We start from the raw sequence: 19,362 nt of genomic DNA, 5'->3' as shown, positions 1-19,362 counted from the left end.
GCCTATCAATTAACGTTTTACTATTTTAAACAAACCTGCATCTTTAGCACCGAGATTAAAATCGATACTATTGTTCTTTACCTCACCAGTTTCGGCTGTAAAAAGATTTTGCAATTTATAATTACCGTTCTTAACGCCTAACCTTTCTAATGGCAGAGCAAAATTTTTAGCTGCTGAACCATAATTTAAAACCGCCACATACCAATCATTTCCAATTTTCTGTTCAAAAACTTCGGCTGTTAGTTTTCCTGTATTTCCTTCTACTGGGCGGAAAGCTACTCCATTGGCAACAATCTTAAGCAATTCCTGATTCTGAAGCCACTCTTTTGCGCGCTTACTCCAGATTCCATCTTTACTGTAATCATCTCCCGTAATTAATGTTCCCGTAATTACCGAAGATATTAATCTTGCTCGATTTTCGCCTTCTGTAACATCTGCAAAAACAACATGGTCTGCATCTATATAATCATACAAATATGTTTGCCACCAGCCATAATTGACGCTATTTAATGTGTATTGTGTTTGTTCGATTGTTTTCCAAGCGTCGCATGCAATACGACGAACGTGTGCGTAACGGCCTGTAGCCATATTAGGAGAAATTGCAGCATAAATTAGCATTTGCCCGTCTAGTGCTTTTACTAAATGTTCCATTCCTATTTTATAAGCCTGCATTCCTGTGGTTACATTTTTATCATAAAATGAAGTCGATTCTGCTGCGGCGTGACCTAAAAAGTCAATTTTTATCATTTTAAAACCACACGCTTTTAGTTTATTAATAACATAATCTACACGTTTAAGCGTTCCTGGATGTGTTGGATCTATGGCACGAGCGCCATCAAAATCAAAATAAGTATTTCCGGTTTTAGTCCACAATTGTCCAAAAGTATAATCACTGCCTTCTGCTTTGCGGTTTGGGCCGTCTTTCCATCCCCAATCTGTAAAAGGCGCCCAATAAGCTCCAGGCTCTAATCCTTTGCTTTTACAATAATCTGCAAATTCTTTTAATTTGCTGAAATCTCCTGTAAAACCGCCTTTCACCATATTATCCCAAAATGAATCAAGATCAATATAAGCGGTATTGCCTACTCTAAATTGTGGAATTGAAGTCGCAAAAAAATCGGCAACTTTAGTCGTGTTTTCAAAATTAATTTTCTCCATCAAAACACCCCAACTATTCCAGCCAACTGGAGTTGGTTTATCCCAAGTAAAAACAAAAGGTTTCTCTACAATACGGTTTGTTTTTGCATATTCTTCCATTCCCTCTCTCCAATCAGAATAATATCCTACGAAGAATTTAGGAGACAAAACTTTTTCACCTTTTATTATTCCGTGCGCAATACTATCTCTTGTTATTTCTTTTTCTGAAAATCCTGCCCAAACCGAAAATTGCGTTTCTTTATTTTTATGGATTGTTTTAACAGCGCTTTTCCAAATGGTATGTTCAAGCGAACCTACAATAAAACCATTTCTTGAATTATTATTGAATGTAATTCCAACTTCTGCACTGGTATTTTGCGAAATAGTGTCTAGTTTTTTAGAATTATAACTTATAAATGCATCATTATCATAAGGAACAAAAACGCTATGCAGATTTTCAACTTTATCAAAAGCAATTTTGCCTAAATCTAATGGTGAGATATAATTGGTCTCAATCTGTTTTCCGTTGCTTATTATTTCTGTTTGAGTTATAAAGTAAGATTTGTTAGTATAAGTATAAAAATTCTGAATTAAAGTAGGGTTATTTTTCTCTTTATAAGTTAAAGTGTATTTTAAACCATTTCCTAAATCATCCTTAATCGTCTGTTTTGCAAAAACAGCATCAGGATACGAATCTGCCGTTATTGTTTTACCGTTAACGATAACAGAAGTTTTTGCTCCGCTAAATACAGTTTTTCCAGATTGGCTTACTGAAATTGTTTTTTGTTTCGCATCATAAATAATGATTCCGTTTTTGCCAAAAGTCATTGTAACACTTTTTTGCGCCAAAGCTGACACAAAAAAAAATACAGCCAGAAAAATGGATAAAAACAGTTTGTTTAAAGGGAAATAATGGTGGTTCATTAGATAAGTTTTTTTATTTATTATACTATTCTATACTACAATAATACAAATTAAAATTAACCCCGCAAGAAGATATGTAAAAATAGTGCTCATTTTTTCCGATTCAAAAAACACAAACACCTAAAAATCAATAGGAAAAACAACTTTACAAGTATTGCTTTTTTTTCTCCAAAATAGTCATTCTGACAATAATGGGATAAAAATTTGAAAAATCGAAACAAAAAAAATGCATCTCTAGAACTATTATATTTCAAAATTGCCATTTAAAAATTCTAACATACCGGTACAAAAAATCCCGATTCTCGTCAAAATGAAAATCGGGACTTTTTAAAGGTTATTTAAAGATTTTTAATTCTTAACAAATTTGAAGTTTTGCTGCGGATGTCCAGACGCTTTTACTTTTACCAAATAAACGCCTTTTGCAAGACCATTTACCGGAATTTCTGAACTAATTGTTCCATTGGTTGTAACAGTGGTTTTCCAGACTTCTTTTCCTGCAATATTATGCACCGAAATTGCTGTTGGGCCATTAATTTCCTGATCAAACTTAATTCTAAAATTGTCTGATGCAGGATTAGGAAAAACATAATTAGTAGAAGCATTCGCCCAATTATAACTTGAAGCACTTAATGTTCCTCCATTATAAATAGCATAAAGCGCAGCATCTGCCTGAGGCAATTGAACACTTAATGTGCCTTGAGCTGTACTATTAGCCCCCGAATAAAGTTCTTTAACTGTATAGTTTCCTGAACCAAGCCCTAAACGACTTAAACTAATATTAGTGGTTGTTGTAATATTTCCGTAATTAAAAACAGCGACATAGGTAATATCATTGTGTGTCGCAGAAAAAATATTGGCCGCATTATATCCTGTATTTCCATCTGCAGGAATAAAGTGCATTTCGTTACGCGCAACATCCATCACATCATTATTTTGCAAAAGATTCTGCGCGGTTGTTTTCCATTGCCCAGCAACAGAAAAATCATCGCCTGCAATTACCGTTCCTGTAACTACACTGCTTAATAATCTTGCACGATTCTGTCCAATTGAAGCATTCCCGAAAACTACATGATCTGCATCGATATAATCATAGATTTGATTTTGCCACCAGCCATAAGTTGTACTATTTAAAGTATAATCTGTTTCGTTTATGTTTGTATAAGCATCGCAGGCAATTCGTCTTACGTGCGCAAAAGGACCGGTTGCCAGATTAGGAGATATGGCTGCCTGAACCAGCATCGTTCCTCCAATTTGGTCTATTAAAAATTTCATTCCTTCCTGATACGCTTCCATTCCTGTATGCAGCTGGTTATTTGCAAAGCTGTCTGCTTCAATGCTTGCATGAGTCAAAAAGTCAATCTTTATCATTTCGAATCCAGCCGTTTTAAAACGATTTATAAAATATTGAATTCTCGCTTTAGTTCCTGGACTTGTCGGATCCATTGCGTAAGCGCCATCCAGTTCAAACGGATTTCCATTGACTTTTGTCCAACACTGATTATAAGTATACGAACTTCCTTCAACCTGACGATTGTATTTTCCCCAATCTACAAACGGAGCCCAATAGATCCCAGCCTTATATCCTTTGCTTTTTGCATAACTAACAAATTGTGCCAATTCGGCATCGCTCATATTATCCCAATACGAATCCAAGTCAATAAACAAAGTATTATCTTCTGTTTTAAACGCAGGGCAATCATCATGAAAAAAATCTACAACTGCTTTTGCCTTCGTTAGGTTAATATTGGTCTGCATAGCTCCCCAACTGTTCCATCCAATTGGTTTTGGTGCTGTCCAATCAAAAATATATTTCGGCTGCATCGCTGCGTTAGCTTGTGCAAATTCTTCAAATCCAGTTCTCCAGTCGTTCGTAGCATTAATCATTATTTTTGGAGAAGGACAGCTCGTCTGCCCTACATTCACCCAACCATGTCCTCTTGCATCTCTAGTCACATCTTGTTTGGTCCAGCCTGCAATAACGGAAACATAAGCCGACGAAGCCCCTGCTCCGCTTACCGTAACACCTGTTTTCCATTTTGTATGTTCCAAAGAACCAATTACTAAACCTTTACGATTGGTATTGTTATAAATATTGGTTACTTCTGATGCTGTAAACTCCGCTGAGTTTAAACTATAAGCATTGTAGCGAATCCAGGCGTCATTATCGTAAGGAACAAATACTGCTCTGGTATCTCCTGTTCCAAAATTGGGCGTTATCTGGTTACTGGTTAAAGGCGACATTTTATAGCAGTTTGATCCGCTTCCTGTTAAGACTACTTGCACAGCTAAATAATTTTTATTGGTATAAGTGTAAAAAATCTGTTGCATTCCAAGATTATAATTCCCACTTAAAGTAAAAATATGTTTGGTGCCGCTTCCTATATTGTCTGCAAACGGTTCTGAAGTATAAACCGCTGAAGCAAAATTACTGCTTAAGTATTGCTGATCACTGTTTGCATAAGCAGATGCATTGCTAATTACAGTTGCACCATTAAACTTTATGCTATAGGTTTTATTAGTGAGGTTATAAACAATACTATTGTTTGTTCCAAAAGCGATAGTTTGGTTAGTTCCTGCCGCTAATGGTGTCAAAATAAACTTATCCAGATTGGGAGCCCACGAATTCGTATTATCCCAAAGCAGAGTGGTTGTTCCGCTGTTTAGATAGACGCTTATATTTTTGGAAGCCGCCGTACTCCATCCTCCACTTGGCTCACATGGAATTGCAATAGCCGTGGCTGAACCTGCATTTAACCTAATCGTGCGTGGATCTCCTGTACAGTAAAACAACTGCAGATTGTACCAGCCTGTTGCAGCTACGTTGACGTTTACAGAAACACTTCCTGTGCCTCCTAAATTGCCTACTATTTTTCCTGAACAGGAATCGCAATTCTGAATGTCGGCATTTCCTGTACGGGTGCCGTTTTCAAATTCGTAAGTCTGGCCCCAACTGCATACCGTTAATAAAAACAGCATTAAGGCCAGTAGCTTTTTAACGGATACTTTTTCTTTTGTAATTTTTTCTTGCATAGTTTTATATTATTATTAGTTAGTAAGATTTAATACTATTCTGTACTATACCACAATAATAAAAAAAATATTAGTATAACGTTAAAAATTAGACGATTTAATTATTTCCTTTAGACAAATTCAATATGGAACAAATAAAACTAAGACATTCTCCCTCCTAAATATTTTTAAATTGCAAAGTCCCCTTCTTCGCAGACTTTGCCCCCCTTAACCTTATTAAGCATTATTCTTTTTTATAGTCAGTTATTTTCTTTAGAAATAATTCAAAAAAAAATATTCACAACTAAAAAAATGCCTGTGATAATTCTGTAGCCTTATGAAGTTTCTGGAAATATACTTTACAAGAGAAAGTTACTTTATAATGCCATTAAAAGAGCTAAAACAAATGCAATTATAATAGTACAAAACAAAACGATGGCCTAATAAAGTTTATGTAAAGCCGCTTTGTTTGGACTAATACTTGACACGGAATAATTTGACAAACACCTTTCACAAACTATAATAAAAAAATGCACTAACTATCCTGTAATCATCACTTCAAATTAGATTCTGGCAACGATGGGCCTGCAAATCAAAACAGAAAAAGCTCTATTTTCCCCGCATCAAAACAAAAAATCCTATTTAAACTTTAAAATTATGCCTTCCACTCCTGCAATAATATTCTATTTTTGCCGTTTAGATCCACAAGCATAAACACCACAGGGCACAGCCATGCCAAATCGGATACGGCTTTTGGGCAGATAAATAAAAATGAAGAAGTTTGAAATAAAAAAAATAGCCCCAGAGAGCTGGATAGTCTCCCATAACGAAGTGCCCAGGTTCACCTGCCTCTTTGAGGACCGCAGATTCCATTACTCAAGAACCATAACAGGGCTTTCAGACCCGACGGGCGACCCTTAAGAAATCCAGCTGCTCCAGAAGATGGAAAAATGGCTCTCCCGCTACCATATGGACAAAATAAACGGCTGAAACCTTTATGATCTGAGGCACTGGCAATGGGCATTCATACGCGGATCCTGCCCATCCCCTTGTCCAGGACATTGACATGCTTCATTTTTTAGGCTAAATTTGCCTTATGAATCCCGAAGAAATAAAAAGATATTTTGACGCCAATCCCCCGCCCCTGCAGGCCGACTGGAAGCCGTGGGCAAAAATCACCGACTCGCAGCTGTTTTTGAAAAGCTGCTATACCGGAATACGCACTTTTAACGGAAGCCTTGATATGTGTCCCGCATGGTGGCATCTAAAGGACTTTTATCTGCTCATCAAACGCTCCGCGCCCCAGGATGAAGCTCAGGAAGGCCGACAAGAAACGGAATCCTAAAAAATACTTTGTCCGCTTCTGCCCGCTCAAGCCGTCAGACCCTGCCGATTGGGACCGGCCCCTCTTATGGTCCGCATCAGGCCGGAAGAAATTTCTCCCTTGTTTTTGCGAAACCGTCCCAGTCCCTTTCCAGAATGCTCCCGATCATGCTTTTGAGCTCCTGAAACGTGCTGGGCTTCACGGCATACAGATCGGCGCCGAGCTAGTAGGAATGGCTGATATTGAGCTGGTTTGCACTGGTGGAAAGCACCACAACTTTGATGTTTCTGAAATAATGGGCCGCCACGCGTATTTCCTTGAGGCAGTCAAAGCCGCTTTTGCCGGGCATATTGATATCAAGGAAAACAATATCGGGAAGTTTTTCTTTTAGGTCGCAAAGCGTCTTGAGCAGCTCCTGCCCATCCCGTGCCTCTCTGACCGCAATGGAAAGGCTTAAATTCCTTTACCGCATCGGAAAACAGCATTCTGTCATCTTCATCATCGTCGGCTATAAATATAAGTTTCTCTGGGAGATCCAGCTTTTTCATTGTTCATTTCCTTTATTGCAGACAGCAGAAGACAAGAATCTATGGACCGGGGGTGCGCCTACGGGAGGCCCCTTTGAATCGATAAACAATCGAATTACATCAGCGAATCGGTAATGGCTACAAGTTAGGCATAAAACCTAGATAAAATGCCCCAACACCTCAAAAAGACTGAAAATTCTGAAATATTTAACTCCATTTTTTGAATGCCTTAAAAGCAAAAATAATCTTTGCAGGCAGAATGGGAGATAAAATGAGGCCTGCAGATTGAAGCCATTGCAGCACTGAAATCCGGTCCGATCATAGGTCAATCCGTACTTTTGCTTGCAGCAGCAATTTGCGGGCCAATATCCTTAAGGCCAATCGATCCCTGGCAATAAAGCAATATTCCCTCATCACTCATCTATTTATAAAGCCATCCTCTTATCCATTTGGCATAGCGCGGCATAATTAGGTAAACCATCAGCAGCACGATAACGCCTGACACGAAAAACGAATCGACAAACCGCATAGGGGGCATCTTCAGAGCCCTTAACAACGGAATCAAAATCAATGGAATAATTGTGGACAGAGGATAGATTGCCGACCAGGTCACCAAAAACTGCTTCCATCGAACGGGAGGTACTGCTTTATCATTTTCTGTGACAAACAGAAAATCCAGGCCGCTTCTTATGTGGTAGCTGTCATCTTTTGCCAATAAGGGGCGGATTTTTTCAATAAGGCGCTTTCTGTCATCTGATTCCATCCAGCGTTTCAGGTTATCAATTGTGTCAAAACGGATAATGACCGTGTAAAGATAGGTCAGTCCTGGGATCGGACGGATGATCTGCCAATCGATATGCCCCTCGGCAATTCTGCAAAGCGGCGCTATTTCGTCCAGCCAATTTTCATATTCCTGATCCTTGCCTTCAATAATATGATGCGATATGACTGCCGTTGCTCCATCTTTTTCCATGAAATCGAATTTTAATTTTGGTGCCTTTTGTTTATTTCTCTATGCCGAGCCCGCTTCTAAGCGCCAGCTGCTTTCCGTATAGAACGAGATTTGATGCCTCCCTGACCTGCTGATCGTTCCAATGGGGCAGTGCCTTGTCAATATCGCCATTGTGAAAATGCAGGCAATTGGCAAGCGCAATCGCATCGCGATAGGCTTTAGCCGTACCTGAAGCGGTATGCGGCCTGACAACAAAAGCCGCGTCGCCCAGTATTGCAATGCGCCCGCTGTACATTCTGGGAACAGCCATATCAACAATTACCTGGACAAATGGATTTTCAGTCTGATGCACCCGGTCCCTTAAAATCTTGGGCAGCTCATTATCTGCAAGCTGATGCAGATCGCTGATGGCCTTGCTGCTGAGAAAGGTTGGCGGCACGGCATAAAGCCTTTTTTTTCCTTCCTTATCGATAAGTATTTCGCCCAACTCTTGGCCTGATTTATTGAGATACCAGACCCAATTGTATAAACGTTCCCCTTTGTCCAGTTCCCCCTTTGTTCCCGGAACCATATAACAAAGCAGATGGGAATTCCCATATGGATAAATTGAAAATTTGTTTTCAAAAAATGCAGCCTCCTCATCGATCATTTTGCTTTCAGGCACCAGTCCGCGGTAGGCAACATAGCCAGCGTACGCAGGTGCTATATCAGGCAAAAAATGTGCACGCATTACAGAACTGTAGCCATCTGCTCCAACGGCCAGATCGGCCGTTTTTTTCACGCCGTTGGCAAAACCCAGCATTACCTGGCTGTTTTTTTCTTCTATTGTTTCCAGCTGGTGCCCAAAGAAATACCGGTCTTCCGGGAAATAGTCCTTAAGCTGCTGCCAAATATAGTTCCATGAAGTGAACGATGTGTCATTCGGGAACGTGTAGGATGCCCTCCCATTGCTGTCAAGCACCTGCCTTTCATATGCAGGAATGCCAAAAACTTCCTTTGCCGATATATGATGCTCCTGCAGATAGCCCATCATATCGGGCTGAATGACCAGTCCTGCGCCCCTGTCCTGCATGCGGCTTCCCGAGCGTTCGTATATCTCTACATCATAGCCTCTGCACCAGAGTGCTATGCCTGCGCTAAGCCCGCCTATGGAGCCGCCAATAATGATTATTTTCATAAGCGTGTTGTCTGGTTATTCTGCCGTTTGGTAATCCTTAAAATATTAGTTTATCGTCTGGCGGGAGATATCCCAAGGAGAGCTGGGCAGTGTTTTCTGTATGCTTTCCAATCCTTTTAGCAAACGAAAAACAGCCCTTTGCATGCCCTTTTATCTCTCCGGCACAGGCTTTCAAAACATTTGATTCAGCCTCTGACTATTGTCCATCGGGCATTATTTATAACGGATGCCATTTTCAGTTTTATACTGAAAAGAGGCCAATCAATAATAATCAGGCAAGGAAAAAAAGGACCAGATTGTCTGTGAAATGCATTATTTTCTTTATCATTCCCTAATTTCTCTATACATCAAACAGGGCCGATGCGTCAGCAGCTTAAAATCCTGGTCCTAAAAGTCCCATCATAATATAGGGCATACTGCGCCATCAGACTGCAGGCCCGCCCATCTCATTCTGGCAGTTTGGCTTCCTGCCTTAATTTCAAGGCTATTTTATCGAAATGGTATCGGCAAGATTCTCCGAGCTGATGAATCCCGAAATATATTCCTGCACTTCCTCTCGATGCTCGGGCAGCGTTTCAAAGCTGTTGATATGAAACTCATCATCCTGGTCCATAATATGGATAATCTCTGTATAGCCCTTTGAGAAAAGGCTGCCCTTTAATCTGATAAAGTTGAGCTGCTGGCGCGGGTCCAAATCTTTTCTCACTTTTAACCGTATAGCTTTTTCCATAGCAAAAGATCTGTTGTCTGAAACTTTTTGTATTCTCATACCAAATATAAAATTTAATCTTTTTCCTTGATAATGAAGCATGTTAAAAATTTAAGCTTTTGCAATAAGAAAATCTCCTGGACATTCCGCATGCATTTCCGGATGATCTGCTCTGCAGCACCTTATGCCCCTATCCATATGGAAGTAAAGAGCTATTGTCTGAATGCTGCCATTCCAGGCAGTTGGGAATAATTCGAAAACGCATCAGCAAAAAAAGTAGTGTCAGGACGGCATTATTCCAAACGATTGCCTGCTTTTTGGCTCATTCCGGAAAAAAACTATTAAAAATCAGATCTTTTTCAATCGTTATGCAAGGATCGATCAAGGAATAAAACCCTGCCAGATCATGATTTGTTTTCAGGACTGTTTTTAGCTGGATTTTTATTTTCAGACAATTCGGCTTTAATCAAAGTATCCTGCTGCTCTTTTATTTTTTCAAAACCTTCAACTGGAATCTGGCTTTTTGGAGATTCATTTTTTTTAGCCTTCAAAAAATGATTCAGCAACCTATCAGCCAAATTGCTAATAAATAAACTTAGAATTGCAAACAGCAAAATTCCAATTCCCGTGCTGATCCAAAAAAATACACCAGCCGTATACTCATCAATACCTGCATCTATAAGCACAAATCTTACAACTGCGCCTAAAAAAATACAGACTAAAAGAACGGACAGATAAATAGCAATATATTCAAAGTATTTTATGTTCATTGCTGCTTCTTTTTTAAAGATTCCAATTGTATTGCCTGCGAAGCTTTATATTTCTTCTCATCTACTACTTTCGCATAAATTTGAGTAGTTTTTACATTGGTATGCCCCAGCATTTTACTGACTGTATAAATATCTGTCCCGCTTGACAGCTGCAGTGTTGCAAATGTATGGCGGAAGCAGTGGAAAGTAATATTTTTTTTAATGCCTGCAGACTCAACCCATTTTTTCAGAGGCCGCGAGATCCACGACGGATCCGGCAGATCTTCAAAAACAAGCTGCCCAGGAAGCCTCAGTTCTCCGCAGAGCTGAAGAGCCTGCTCAGAAATAGGCATATATTCGACACCCTTAGTCTTTTTCTGAGTGAAATGCAGTTTGGCCTTACCATTTTCCAGACTAATATCTTTCCAGCGGAGCTTCTGAATGTCCGAATCCTCAAACCTGTAAGCGCTGAGAAAAGCGCAGCTCTTTTAAGGACAACTTTTTCGCAGGGCGTTTCAGCCAACATGTTCAATTCTTTAATGGTAAGATATTCGCGTCATTTATTTTCTTGTTTAAAAGCGGATCTGCTACTTTTTGGGATCGCAAAAATTAGATTGGTTTTTTATAAATATTTAGCAATTTGAAATTTGTGGCAGAATCGTGCACATGCGATTTTATAAAACTATAATCTCAGCAAAATCAACATCTAACAAGCTTAGGTTCGAAACTTTTAGACACATCATATGTTTTATATCAGCTAACATAATTCTACATTTCAATTCTTAAAATTTGCTTAAGATGACGTAATTAAAAAGATTTTCATCTACCATAAGATATATAAAATCAATATTTTGAAATAGCAACATATAACTTAATGCTTGCAGTTATGCAGGAAATTCAAATTTTAACATATTTCTTGTTTTGTAAAGGATTTTTTACTATTTTAGTTAAAATTTTCTTAAGAAGAATTATCCTTTTTGGGTGCAGGAAGTAGCAATTTGCTCATTTATAATATTTTAAAAACGTCTTAATACTATAGGTCCAATGAAATCAACTTTAATAAAAGTCGCAAATTCTTTAAAATATACCCATCATTTAGGAAAATTATCGTATGCGCTTTCTAGACATTGCCCCAGAGGCAATAAGAAGGGGCTCCCATTTTAAATACAGCCCTACAGCCCACATCCCATTTGCGCTTTAAAGCCTTATAGCGAAAAGCCCTTTAAAAGCGCTCAGCGAAGTTTATGGATCATTATTTTGGTAACGAAAAGCCAAAAGATTAACCCAAAACGCAAAATATGACTTTAACTTGTAACCGAAAAATATTCAGCATCACGTACGCCAAAAATACCTAATGCCTTCAATGGAATAAGCTTCGCTTGTGATGAAACTCCATTGAAATTTTATTTATGCTCAATTTTTCCGAATCTCATCTTACTTAAATCTAGTTATAATGAAAAAAAACTACACGCTTCTCTTATTGTTAATGTATTTATTTTTATTACCGAGATTTTCAGCCAATGCACAAACAGGTAATCCAGATTTTGAATTCTGGTTTGGTGTGCCAGGATGGGCTCCTGGATATAACTCACCTCAAAAGATTCACTTTACTGGGGTTGGTTTACCCTCAGCAACCAATTATTATATCATCGACATGCCTGCTGCCACAACACAACCTACAGGATGGCCTCTTTCGGGTTCTGTAGCAGGTGGCGGATCTGCGATTGTAGATCTGTCTTCTGTTATCAGTAGCATAACAGTCGCCCCAGCCAATAGTGTAGAAAATAAAGGAATCCGCATTCGCATTTGGGGAAAAATGGGGGCTTATTATGCCAACGAAACAGGCAACAATTACGGCACTATTCCGTTGCGCGGACCAAATGCTTTGGGTACTTCTTTTATTGTTCCAGGACAAAATTTATATGCCATTGGTGCTACTTATGGCGGAGCAAATTCTGAGGCGGTAATTACAGCTACTGAAGACAACACGATTGTTACCATTACCCCTTCTGAAGCCATTATTGGTCATGGAGCAAATGTTCCTTTTAATATCACGCTCAATAAAGGGCAAAGTTATCGAGCTGAAAGCACTACAAAAACGGGCAAACATTTGGCTGGCACTACAATTACTTCCACCAATCCTGTTGTGGTAACTTATAGTGATGATTTGCTACAGGCAGGTGGTGCAGCTGATAACGGAGGAGACCAGTTGGTGCCCATAAGCAAATTAGGCAATGATTATGTGCATGTACGCACCAATCTTACAACAGCATCAGAAAGCATTTTCCTTACGGGAAGCCAAAACGGCACCACAATAACGATTTTTGACGGCACTACTACAACGACTTTAGTAGTGGATAAAGCGCAAATGGTTCGCTATACTTTAGCAGCAGGAAAAAATGTGGCATATATACATTCAGACAAACCAATTTCTGCCTATCAATTGGGAGGAAATGGAGGCGAATTGGGCTCAGGAATTCTTACTCCTGCTGCAGATTGTAAGGGTATTGATTTTCTAGCATTTCAATATCCTAGCTCTGCATCAACTACTTTTTTTAATATAGTAGTTCCTAGCAGTGCTATTGGAGGCTTTACAATAACTAGCAGTAGTGGCACTATGACAAGCCAGCCTATTACAGCTACTGATTTTATTGATGTTCCTGGTTTTACGGGCTGGAAATATGTGCGAAAACAGATCAACGGCTTTCCGGGCATTTCTCCTGGCAATACTTTAACCATACGAAATTCTATAGGCAAATTCCTTTTTTATCAAAATATGTATTCAGCTGCTGGAGGTGGCGGTGGAGATTTTAGTAATTTCTCTGATTTTGGAAATATCGTTCTATTCCCTAAAGCTGAACATGTCTGCGGGTCTAATACTATTGAACTAAAAAGTGGCATTATAAAATACAATACCGATATTTCCAGTATCAGTTGGACTGGACCAAATGGCTTTACCAGCAGTGCTGCAGATCCTGTTTTGAGCAATTATACCGCTGCTAATGCAGGCACTTATCATATAACTGTTATTGACGCCAATGGATGTCCATATTCTGAAGATTTGGTGGTAAATCTTCCAATAACCGATATTACAGTATCTCCAAATAATCCAACAGCCTGTACTGGTGCCGCTGTTCATTTCAGTTCTGCCGCTATTCCCGCAGAAGCCGTTCCAAGCAGCATAAGCTGGACGGGACCAAATGGTTTTACCAGCACTGAAGCCAATTTTGATATCAACGCACTCAATGCTTCCCATTCGGGCACTTATACCTGCACTTACATTGACAAATATGGCTGTCCAATATCAAAAAGCACTACTCTAACAGTAGATCCAAGCACAGTGACACCTTTTACCGTTACCGTATTAGGCCCTGATAAATTAAACTGCGGCATACCTTCTTTGACACTGAATGCTGCAAGCTACACAGCTGGCTTAGATTATGAAACCTTTAGGCCATATAATGCAACTTCGCTTTTTGCCAGCGGAGATTTTACCACTATAACTACTGGATTTTACAATCAGGCACCTACTAGCACAGGAGTGGTATCTCAAATGAACCTTACCGGTCTTAGTGGTATTACGCCTGCTTCTTCGACTGCTTATGGGGTAAAGTATAAAGGTTTTATTAATATTGCCACTGCAGGCACCTATATTTTTTATACCAATAGTAAGGACGGCAGCAATTTATATATAGACGGATCATTACGCGTAAGCAATGATGGCGGACATGCTGCAACAGAGGTTGCTTCTGCTGCATTTTCGCTATCAGCGGGCTATCATACTATAGAGGTAAATTATTTTGACGGTCCATCAGGAGCCGGTTCATTAACGGTCTCTTACGAAAGAACTTCTGCTCCTCTTCTAGCAAAAGCTGCAGTGCCTGCATCTGTTTTGTTTCATCCTGGAGGAGCTGCACCATCACTCACCTATACATGGACAAATAGCAATGATGCAAATGTAGTAAATGGGAGTTCGATCACTGTTACAACACCTGGCATCTATACTTTAACTGGTACTAGTGCTGGTGGAGGATGCAACTCATCGTACAACTATGAAGTAAAAAAAATTGATGATTACGATTATAGCGACTTAGCATCTCCATGGCCTGTAGCACAAGCGAAAATTTTGAGCTGTGTGACTGCAGGCGTGCCATCTGGCAATAATGGTGCTGTTTGGGCGGGAAATGGAATAAGCATTGAAACAAGTCCATTACGAAATGTAACAGGAACTGCCGATACATTTGATGATGGATTAACTTTCCCTTTAGTTTCAGGATCATCTATTACAGCCAATATAAGTTTAAACAGCAATACACCAGGAACAACCGTAAACTACGGTTTGTGGTTTGATTGGAATAATGATGGTGATTTTTCTAATGATGTTGACGGCAATGGCAATAATGCTTTTTATAGTGGCAGTGGTACTGCTGGAAGCACCGTTTCTAAAACAATTGTTGCACCAGCAGCAGCTTCCTCAACATATAAAGTCAGACTCATAGTGGCCAGCATACCAGTTGTATTTACTGGATTTGATGATATTTTTGATAATGGAGAGGTGGAAGATTATGCCAATTTACAAATAAGCGGTATTGTTTTTAATGATGCCAACGGCTTAAATGGAAGTCCTGCCAATACAGTAAATGGAACTGGCACCAATGCTGGCGGTTTGACAGCTGTATTGGTGAATAGTACAGGAAACGTAGTAGCCAATGCTGCAGTAGCAGCCAATGGCACTTATAATTTTTCTTTAGTAAGTCCCGTTGCAGGAACATATAGCATTGTTTTGAGCACAGTGGCGGGAATTATTGGTTCTTCTGCTCCAAATGCCAGTTTACCTGCTGGATGGGCAAACACAGGAGAAAACCTTGGAACTGCAGCTGGAAATGATGGAACGGTAAATGGCATATTGACCAATGTTGTTATAGGCACAACTGCTATTGCCAATGCCAATTTCGGAATTGATAATATACCAGTGGCAAATACCGCATCAGATTGTCAGGTTGATCCAGGCGGAAACACAAAAGTAAATGTGCCGGTTTTAACGGGTAGCGACGTCGAGGATGGCGCTTACAACGGCACTAGCAGTACCAATACCATAAAAATTGTTACTTTGCCTGCCAATGGAATTTTGTTTTATAATAATGTTGCTGTAACTGCAGGACAAATAATTTCAAATTACAATCCTAACCAATTAACTATTGATCCTAACGATGGTTTTGATACGGTATCATTTACTTTCAGTGAAATTGATGCAGCAGGTGTTGAAAGTTCTCCTGCAACTGTAACGGTATCTACTGCAAACGCTGGACCAGATCAGTCAACTTTTCCTGGATCTCCTGCTACTATGGCAGCTGTTGGAACAGGTACATGGACGGCAGATGCCAGCAATCCTGATCCTGTAACGATTACTGACCCAACAAGTCCAACAACTACAATAACAGGTTTTGACACCCCTTCTGGAGTTTATCATTTTACTTGGACAAGTTCTAATGGATGTACAGATACTGCTTTAGTGGGAACTCCTCTATCTGTAGTTATTGCCAACGATGATACAGGAAATACCGTAAACGGATTTACTGGCGGAACCTCATTTACAAATGTATTGTCTAATGATACTTTAAATGGAAATCCAGCAACAACATTAAATGTAAATGTTTCTTTTGTAAGCTCGACCAATGCAGGAATCACTTTATCGGGTACGAATGTTATAGTTGCTCCTGGCACACCTGCTGGAAATTATACCCTAACATATAGAATTTGTGAAACTGCAAACCCTACAAATTGTGATGATGCAATGGTTACCGTTCCTGTAATAGGCGCTGATTTAGCAGTTGCCAAAACTGCTGATAATGCTACACCTACCGTTGGCACAAATATCACTTTTACAATAACTGCTGCCAATAATGGTCCCGTCAACGCAACAGGCGTAAATGTTTCAGATGCATTGCCATCAGGATATACCTTGGTAAGCGCAACTCCAAGTATTGGAACGTGGACTGCTCCAAATTGGACTGTAGGCAATTTAGCTAATGGTGCAAGCGCAACCTTAACTATAGTTGCAAAAGTTAATTCTAACGGGCCTTATGCCAACACAGCCACCATTTCAGGAAATGAATCAGATACTGTTCCAGCAAATAATACAAGTACTTTTACTCCAACACCAGTATCAAGCAGTGATTTATCGGTTGTTAAAACGGTAAGCACAAGTTCTCCTACGGTCGGAGCAAATGTAACTTTTACAATAACGGCCACTAATAATGGTCCAAGTGATGCAACAGGAGTTAATGTTGCAGAAACATTGCCAGCTGGCTATACCTTAGCAAACTCAGTCCCTTCGATAGGAACATATAATGGAACAACTTGGTTTATAGGAAATCTGGCTAATGGAGCAACTGCCACTTTAACCATAACCGCTACTGTCAATGCTAGCGGTTCTTATGCCAATACGGCTACCATTTCAGGAAATGAACCCGATCCTACACTACCAAACAATATAAGCACGAGCATACCAACACCGGTGGCAAGCAGTGACTTGTCGGTAGTAAAAACAATTAGCAACCTATCTCCTACAGTAGGCACAAACGTAACATTTACCATAACGGCGACCAATAACGGTCCAAGTAATGCAACAGGAGTAAACGTTACCGAAACACTGCCAGCGGGCTATACTTTTGTGAGTGCAACCCCATCTGTTGGAACCTATAATGGCACTAATAATTGGGCTATAGGAAATTTGGCTAATGGCGTAAATGCAACTTTAACAATAGTTGCCACTGTTAATGCAACTGGTCCATACGCCAATACCGCTACTATTGCAGGGAACGAGACAGATCCTGAATTATCAAATAATACAAGTACAGCTACCCCTATACCTGTATTTAGCTCTGATTTATCAATTGTTAAAATAATTAATACTGGTTCCCCAATAGTCGGTACCAATGTAACCTTTACCATAACAGCTACAAATAATGGTCCTAGTAATGCAACAAATGTAAATGTTGCAGAAACGCTGCCATCTGGTTATACGTTTGTGAGTGCAACCCCATCTGTTGGAACTTATAATGGCACCACAAATTGGGCTATAGGAAATTTGGCTAATGGTGCAAATGCAACTTTAACAATAGTTGCTAAAGTTCTTCCAAGTGCCACCAATAGTTACGCTAATACGGTGACTATATCAGGAAATGAACCAGATCCAACAACGCCAAATGACACAAGTACAAGTACGCCAATACCTATAGCAAGTGCAGATCTATCGGTTGTTAAAACTGCGAGTATAGGAGATCCTGTTGTGGGAACAAATATAACTTTTACCATAAGAGCTACCAACAATGGACCGAGTAACGCCACAGGAGTCAGCGTTGCAGAAACGCTTCCTTCAGGTTATACCCTTGTGAGTTCAACACCATCAGTTGGTTCTTATAATGGCACAACTTGGAACATTGGCAATATGACTAATGGAACAAGTGAAACCCTAACCATAATTGCAACAGTTCTTCCAAGTGCGACCAACGATTACGCGAATACAGCTACCATTTCAGGAAATGAGTCCGATCCTTCCTTGTCAAACAACACAAGTACTGTTACCCCAACGGCAATACCAAATGCAGATATATCGGTTGTTAAAACGGTTAGTACCAACTCTCCAAGAGTAGGAACTAACGTAACTTTTACAATAACAGCTACTAATAATGGGCCAAGCAATGCCTCAGGAATAGTTATTGAAGAAATACTGCCAGCGGGATATACTTTTATAAGTGCAACACCAAATATTGGGAATTGGACAGAACCAAATTGGACAATCGGAAGTTTAACAAATGGATCAAGTGCCACTCTAACGATATTGGCTAAAGTTAATGCTACAGGTCCGTATGCTAATACAGCATCTGTTACCGGAAGCGTTCCTGTTGATCTTGTACCGGCAAATAACTCAAGTACAAGCACGCCAACTCCAGAAGCAAGTGCTGATTTATCAGTTGTTAAAACAGTCAACACACATACTCCAATAGTTGGCACCAATGTAACTTTTACGATAACAGCTGCCAATAATGGTCCAAGTAATGCTACAAATGTAAATGTACAAGATATACTGCCGTCGGGTTATACTTTTGTAAGCGCTACTCCAAGTACAGGATCATGGTCAGCACCAAACTGGACAATTGCTAATTTAGCCAATGGCGCAAGTGCTAGCATAACAATCATCGCAACAGTCATGTCAAGTGGCATATACGACAACACAGCCTCGATTTCAGGAACTGAAACTGATCCAGTATTGTCAAACAATACAAGTACAGTCCAGCCAATAGTTCCAATATTTAGATCTGACTTATCTGTGGTTAAAACAGTAAATACCAATTCTCCAATAGTTGGTACGAATGTAATTTTTACAATTACCGCTACTAATAATGGCCCAAGTGATGCCACAGGAGTGAACGTTGTCGAAACATTGCCAGCAGGCTACACTTTTGTTAATGCAAGCCAGTCGGCTGGTCTATATAATGGTCTAAATTCGTGGAATATAGGTAATTTATCAAGTGGAGCAAGCGGTACTTTAACAATAATAGCTACAGTAAACGCAACTGGCCCTTATGCTAACACGGCATTTATTTCAGGCGACCAGCCAGATCCATCTACAGCAAACAATACTAGTATAAGCACGCCAATACCAGTGGCTAGCAGTGATGTATCTGTCACTAAAACAGTCAATACCAGTTCTCCAATAGTTGGCTCGAATGTAATTTTTACAATTGCAGCCACCAACAACGGGCCAAGCGATGCCACGGGAGTCAGTGTTGCCGAAACACTGCCGTCGGGCTATACTTTTGTCAGCGCAACGCCATCGGCAGGAACCTAT

The 19,362-nt window shown here is 39.8% G+C and carries 9 protein-coding genes and 1 pseudogene; 2 read left to right on the top strand and 8 right to left on the bottom strand.

Features of this window, described 5'->3' with window-relative positions:
• Nucleotides 1-9: 9 nt before the first annotated feature.
• Both DMB71_RS01065 and DMB71_RS01060 read right to left on the bottom strand, forming a co-directional pair.
• Nucleotides 10-1,965: an alpha-amylase family protein gene (locus tag DMB71_RS01065; RefSeq protein WP_239452893.1), complete on the bottom strand. Its 1,956-nt coding sequence runs from the start codon at nucleotides 1,963-1,965 to the stop codon at nucleotides 10-12.
• 444 nt (nucleotides 1,966-2,409) lie between these two features.
• The gene (locus DMB71_RS01060; protein ID WP_111362914.1) at nucleotides 2,410-5,091 is read right to left on the bottom strand and encodes a T9SS type A sorting domain-containing protein; all 2,682 of its coding nucleotides are present in this window, start codon (nucleotides 5,089-5,091) and stop codon (nucleotides 2,410-2,412) included.
• Between the two features lie 1,075 nt (nucleotides 5,092-6,166).
• Between DMB71_RS01060 and DMB71_RS01055 the strand changes: the two genes are divergently transcribed.
• Nucleotides 6,167-6,415 (top strand): DUF6965 family protein, encoded by a 249-nt coding sequence (locus DMB71_RS01055; RefSeq protein ID WP_111362912.1) that lies wholly within the window; start codon nucleotides 6,167-6,169, stop codon nucleotides 6,413-6,415.
• A gap of 202 nt (nucleotides 6,416-6,617) precedes the next feature.
• On the opposite strand, the gene DMB71_RS22130 is transcribed toward DMB71_RS01055, so the two are convergent.
• The 6 genes and pseudogenes from DMB71_RS22130 to DMB71_RS01025 all read right to left on the bottom strand — a co-directional run.
• Nucleotides 6,618-6,806 carry a response regulator gene (locus DMB71_RS22130; RefSeq protein WP_239452895.1) on the bottom strand — a complete coding sequence of 63 codons (189 nt, stop codon included), beginning with the start codon at nucleotides 6,804-6,806 and terminating at the stop codon, nucleotides 6,618-6,620.
• A gap of 536 nt (nucleotides 6,807-7,342) precedes the next feature.
• Nucleotides 7,343-7,894: an antibiotic biosynthesis monooxygenase gene (locus DMB71_RS01045; RefSeq protein WP_111362911.1), complete on the bottom strand. Its 552-nt coding sequence runs from the start codon at nucleotides 7,892-7,894 to the stop codon at nucleotides 7,343-7,345.
• A 31-nt stretch (nucleotides 7,895-7,925) separates the two neighbouring features.
• A complete protein-coding gene (locus DMB71_RS01040) occupies nucleotides 7,926-9,050 on the bottom strand; it encodes an FAD binding domain-containing protein (protein WP_111362909.1) in 1,125 nt (374 codons plus the stop codon).
• A gap of 484 nt (nucleotides 9,051-9,534) precedes the next feature.
• A complete protein-coding gene (locus tag DMB71_RS01035; protein ID WP_317048390.1) occupies nucleotides 9,535-9,861 on the bottom strand; it encodes a hypothetical protein in 327 nt (108 codons plus the stop codon).
• A 302-nt stretch (nucleotides 9,862-10,163) separates the two neighbouring features.
• Nucleotides 10,164-10,529, bottom strand: coding sequence for a hypothetical protein (locus tag DMB71_RS01030; RefSeq protein ID WP_111362907.1), 366 nt, complete (start codon nucleotides 10,527-10,529; stop codon nucleotides 10,164-10,166).
• A pseudogene (locus tag DMB71_RS01025) lies at nucleotides 10,526-11,064 on the bottom strand (site-specific integrase); the annotation flags it as partial. The pseudogene DMB71_RS01025 and the gene DMB71_RS01030, both read right to left, overlap by 4 nt.
• 897 nt (nucleotides 11,065-11,961) lie before the next feature.
• On the opposite strand from DMB71_RS01025, the gene DMB71_RS01020 reads away from it, so the two are divergent.
• On the top strand, nucleotides 11,962-19,362 hold a 7,401-nt coding region (locus DMB71_RS01020), incomplete at its 3' end, for a GEVED domain-containing protein (RefSeq protein ID WP_162614746.1).

It is taken from the genome of Flavobacterium tistrianum (assembly GCF_003254545.1).
Taxonomy (GTDB): Bacteria; Bacteroidota; Bacteroidia; order Flavobacteriales; family Flavobacteriaceae; genus Flavobacterium; species Flavobacterium tistrianum.
This window is presented reverse-complemented; position numbering and strand designations above follow the sequence as displayed.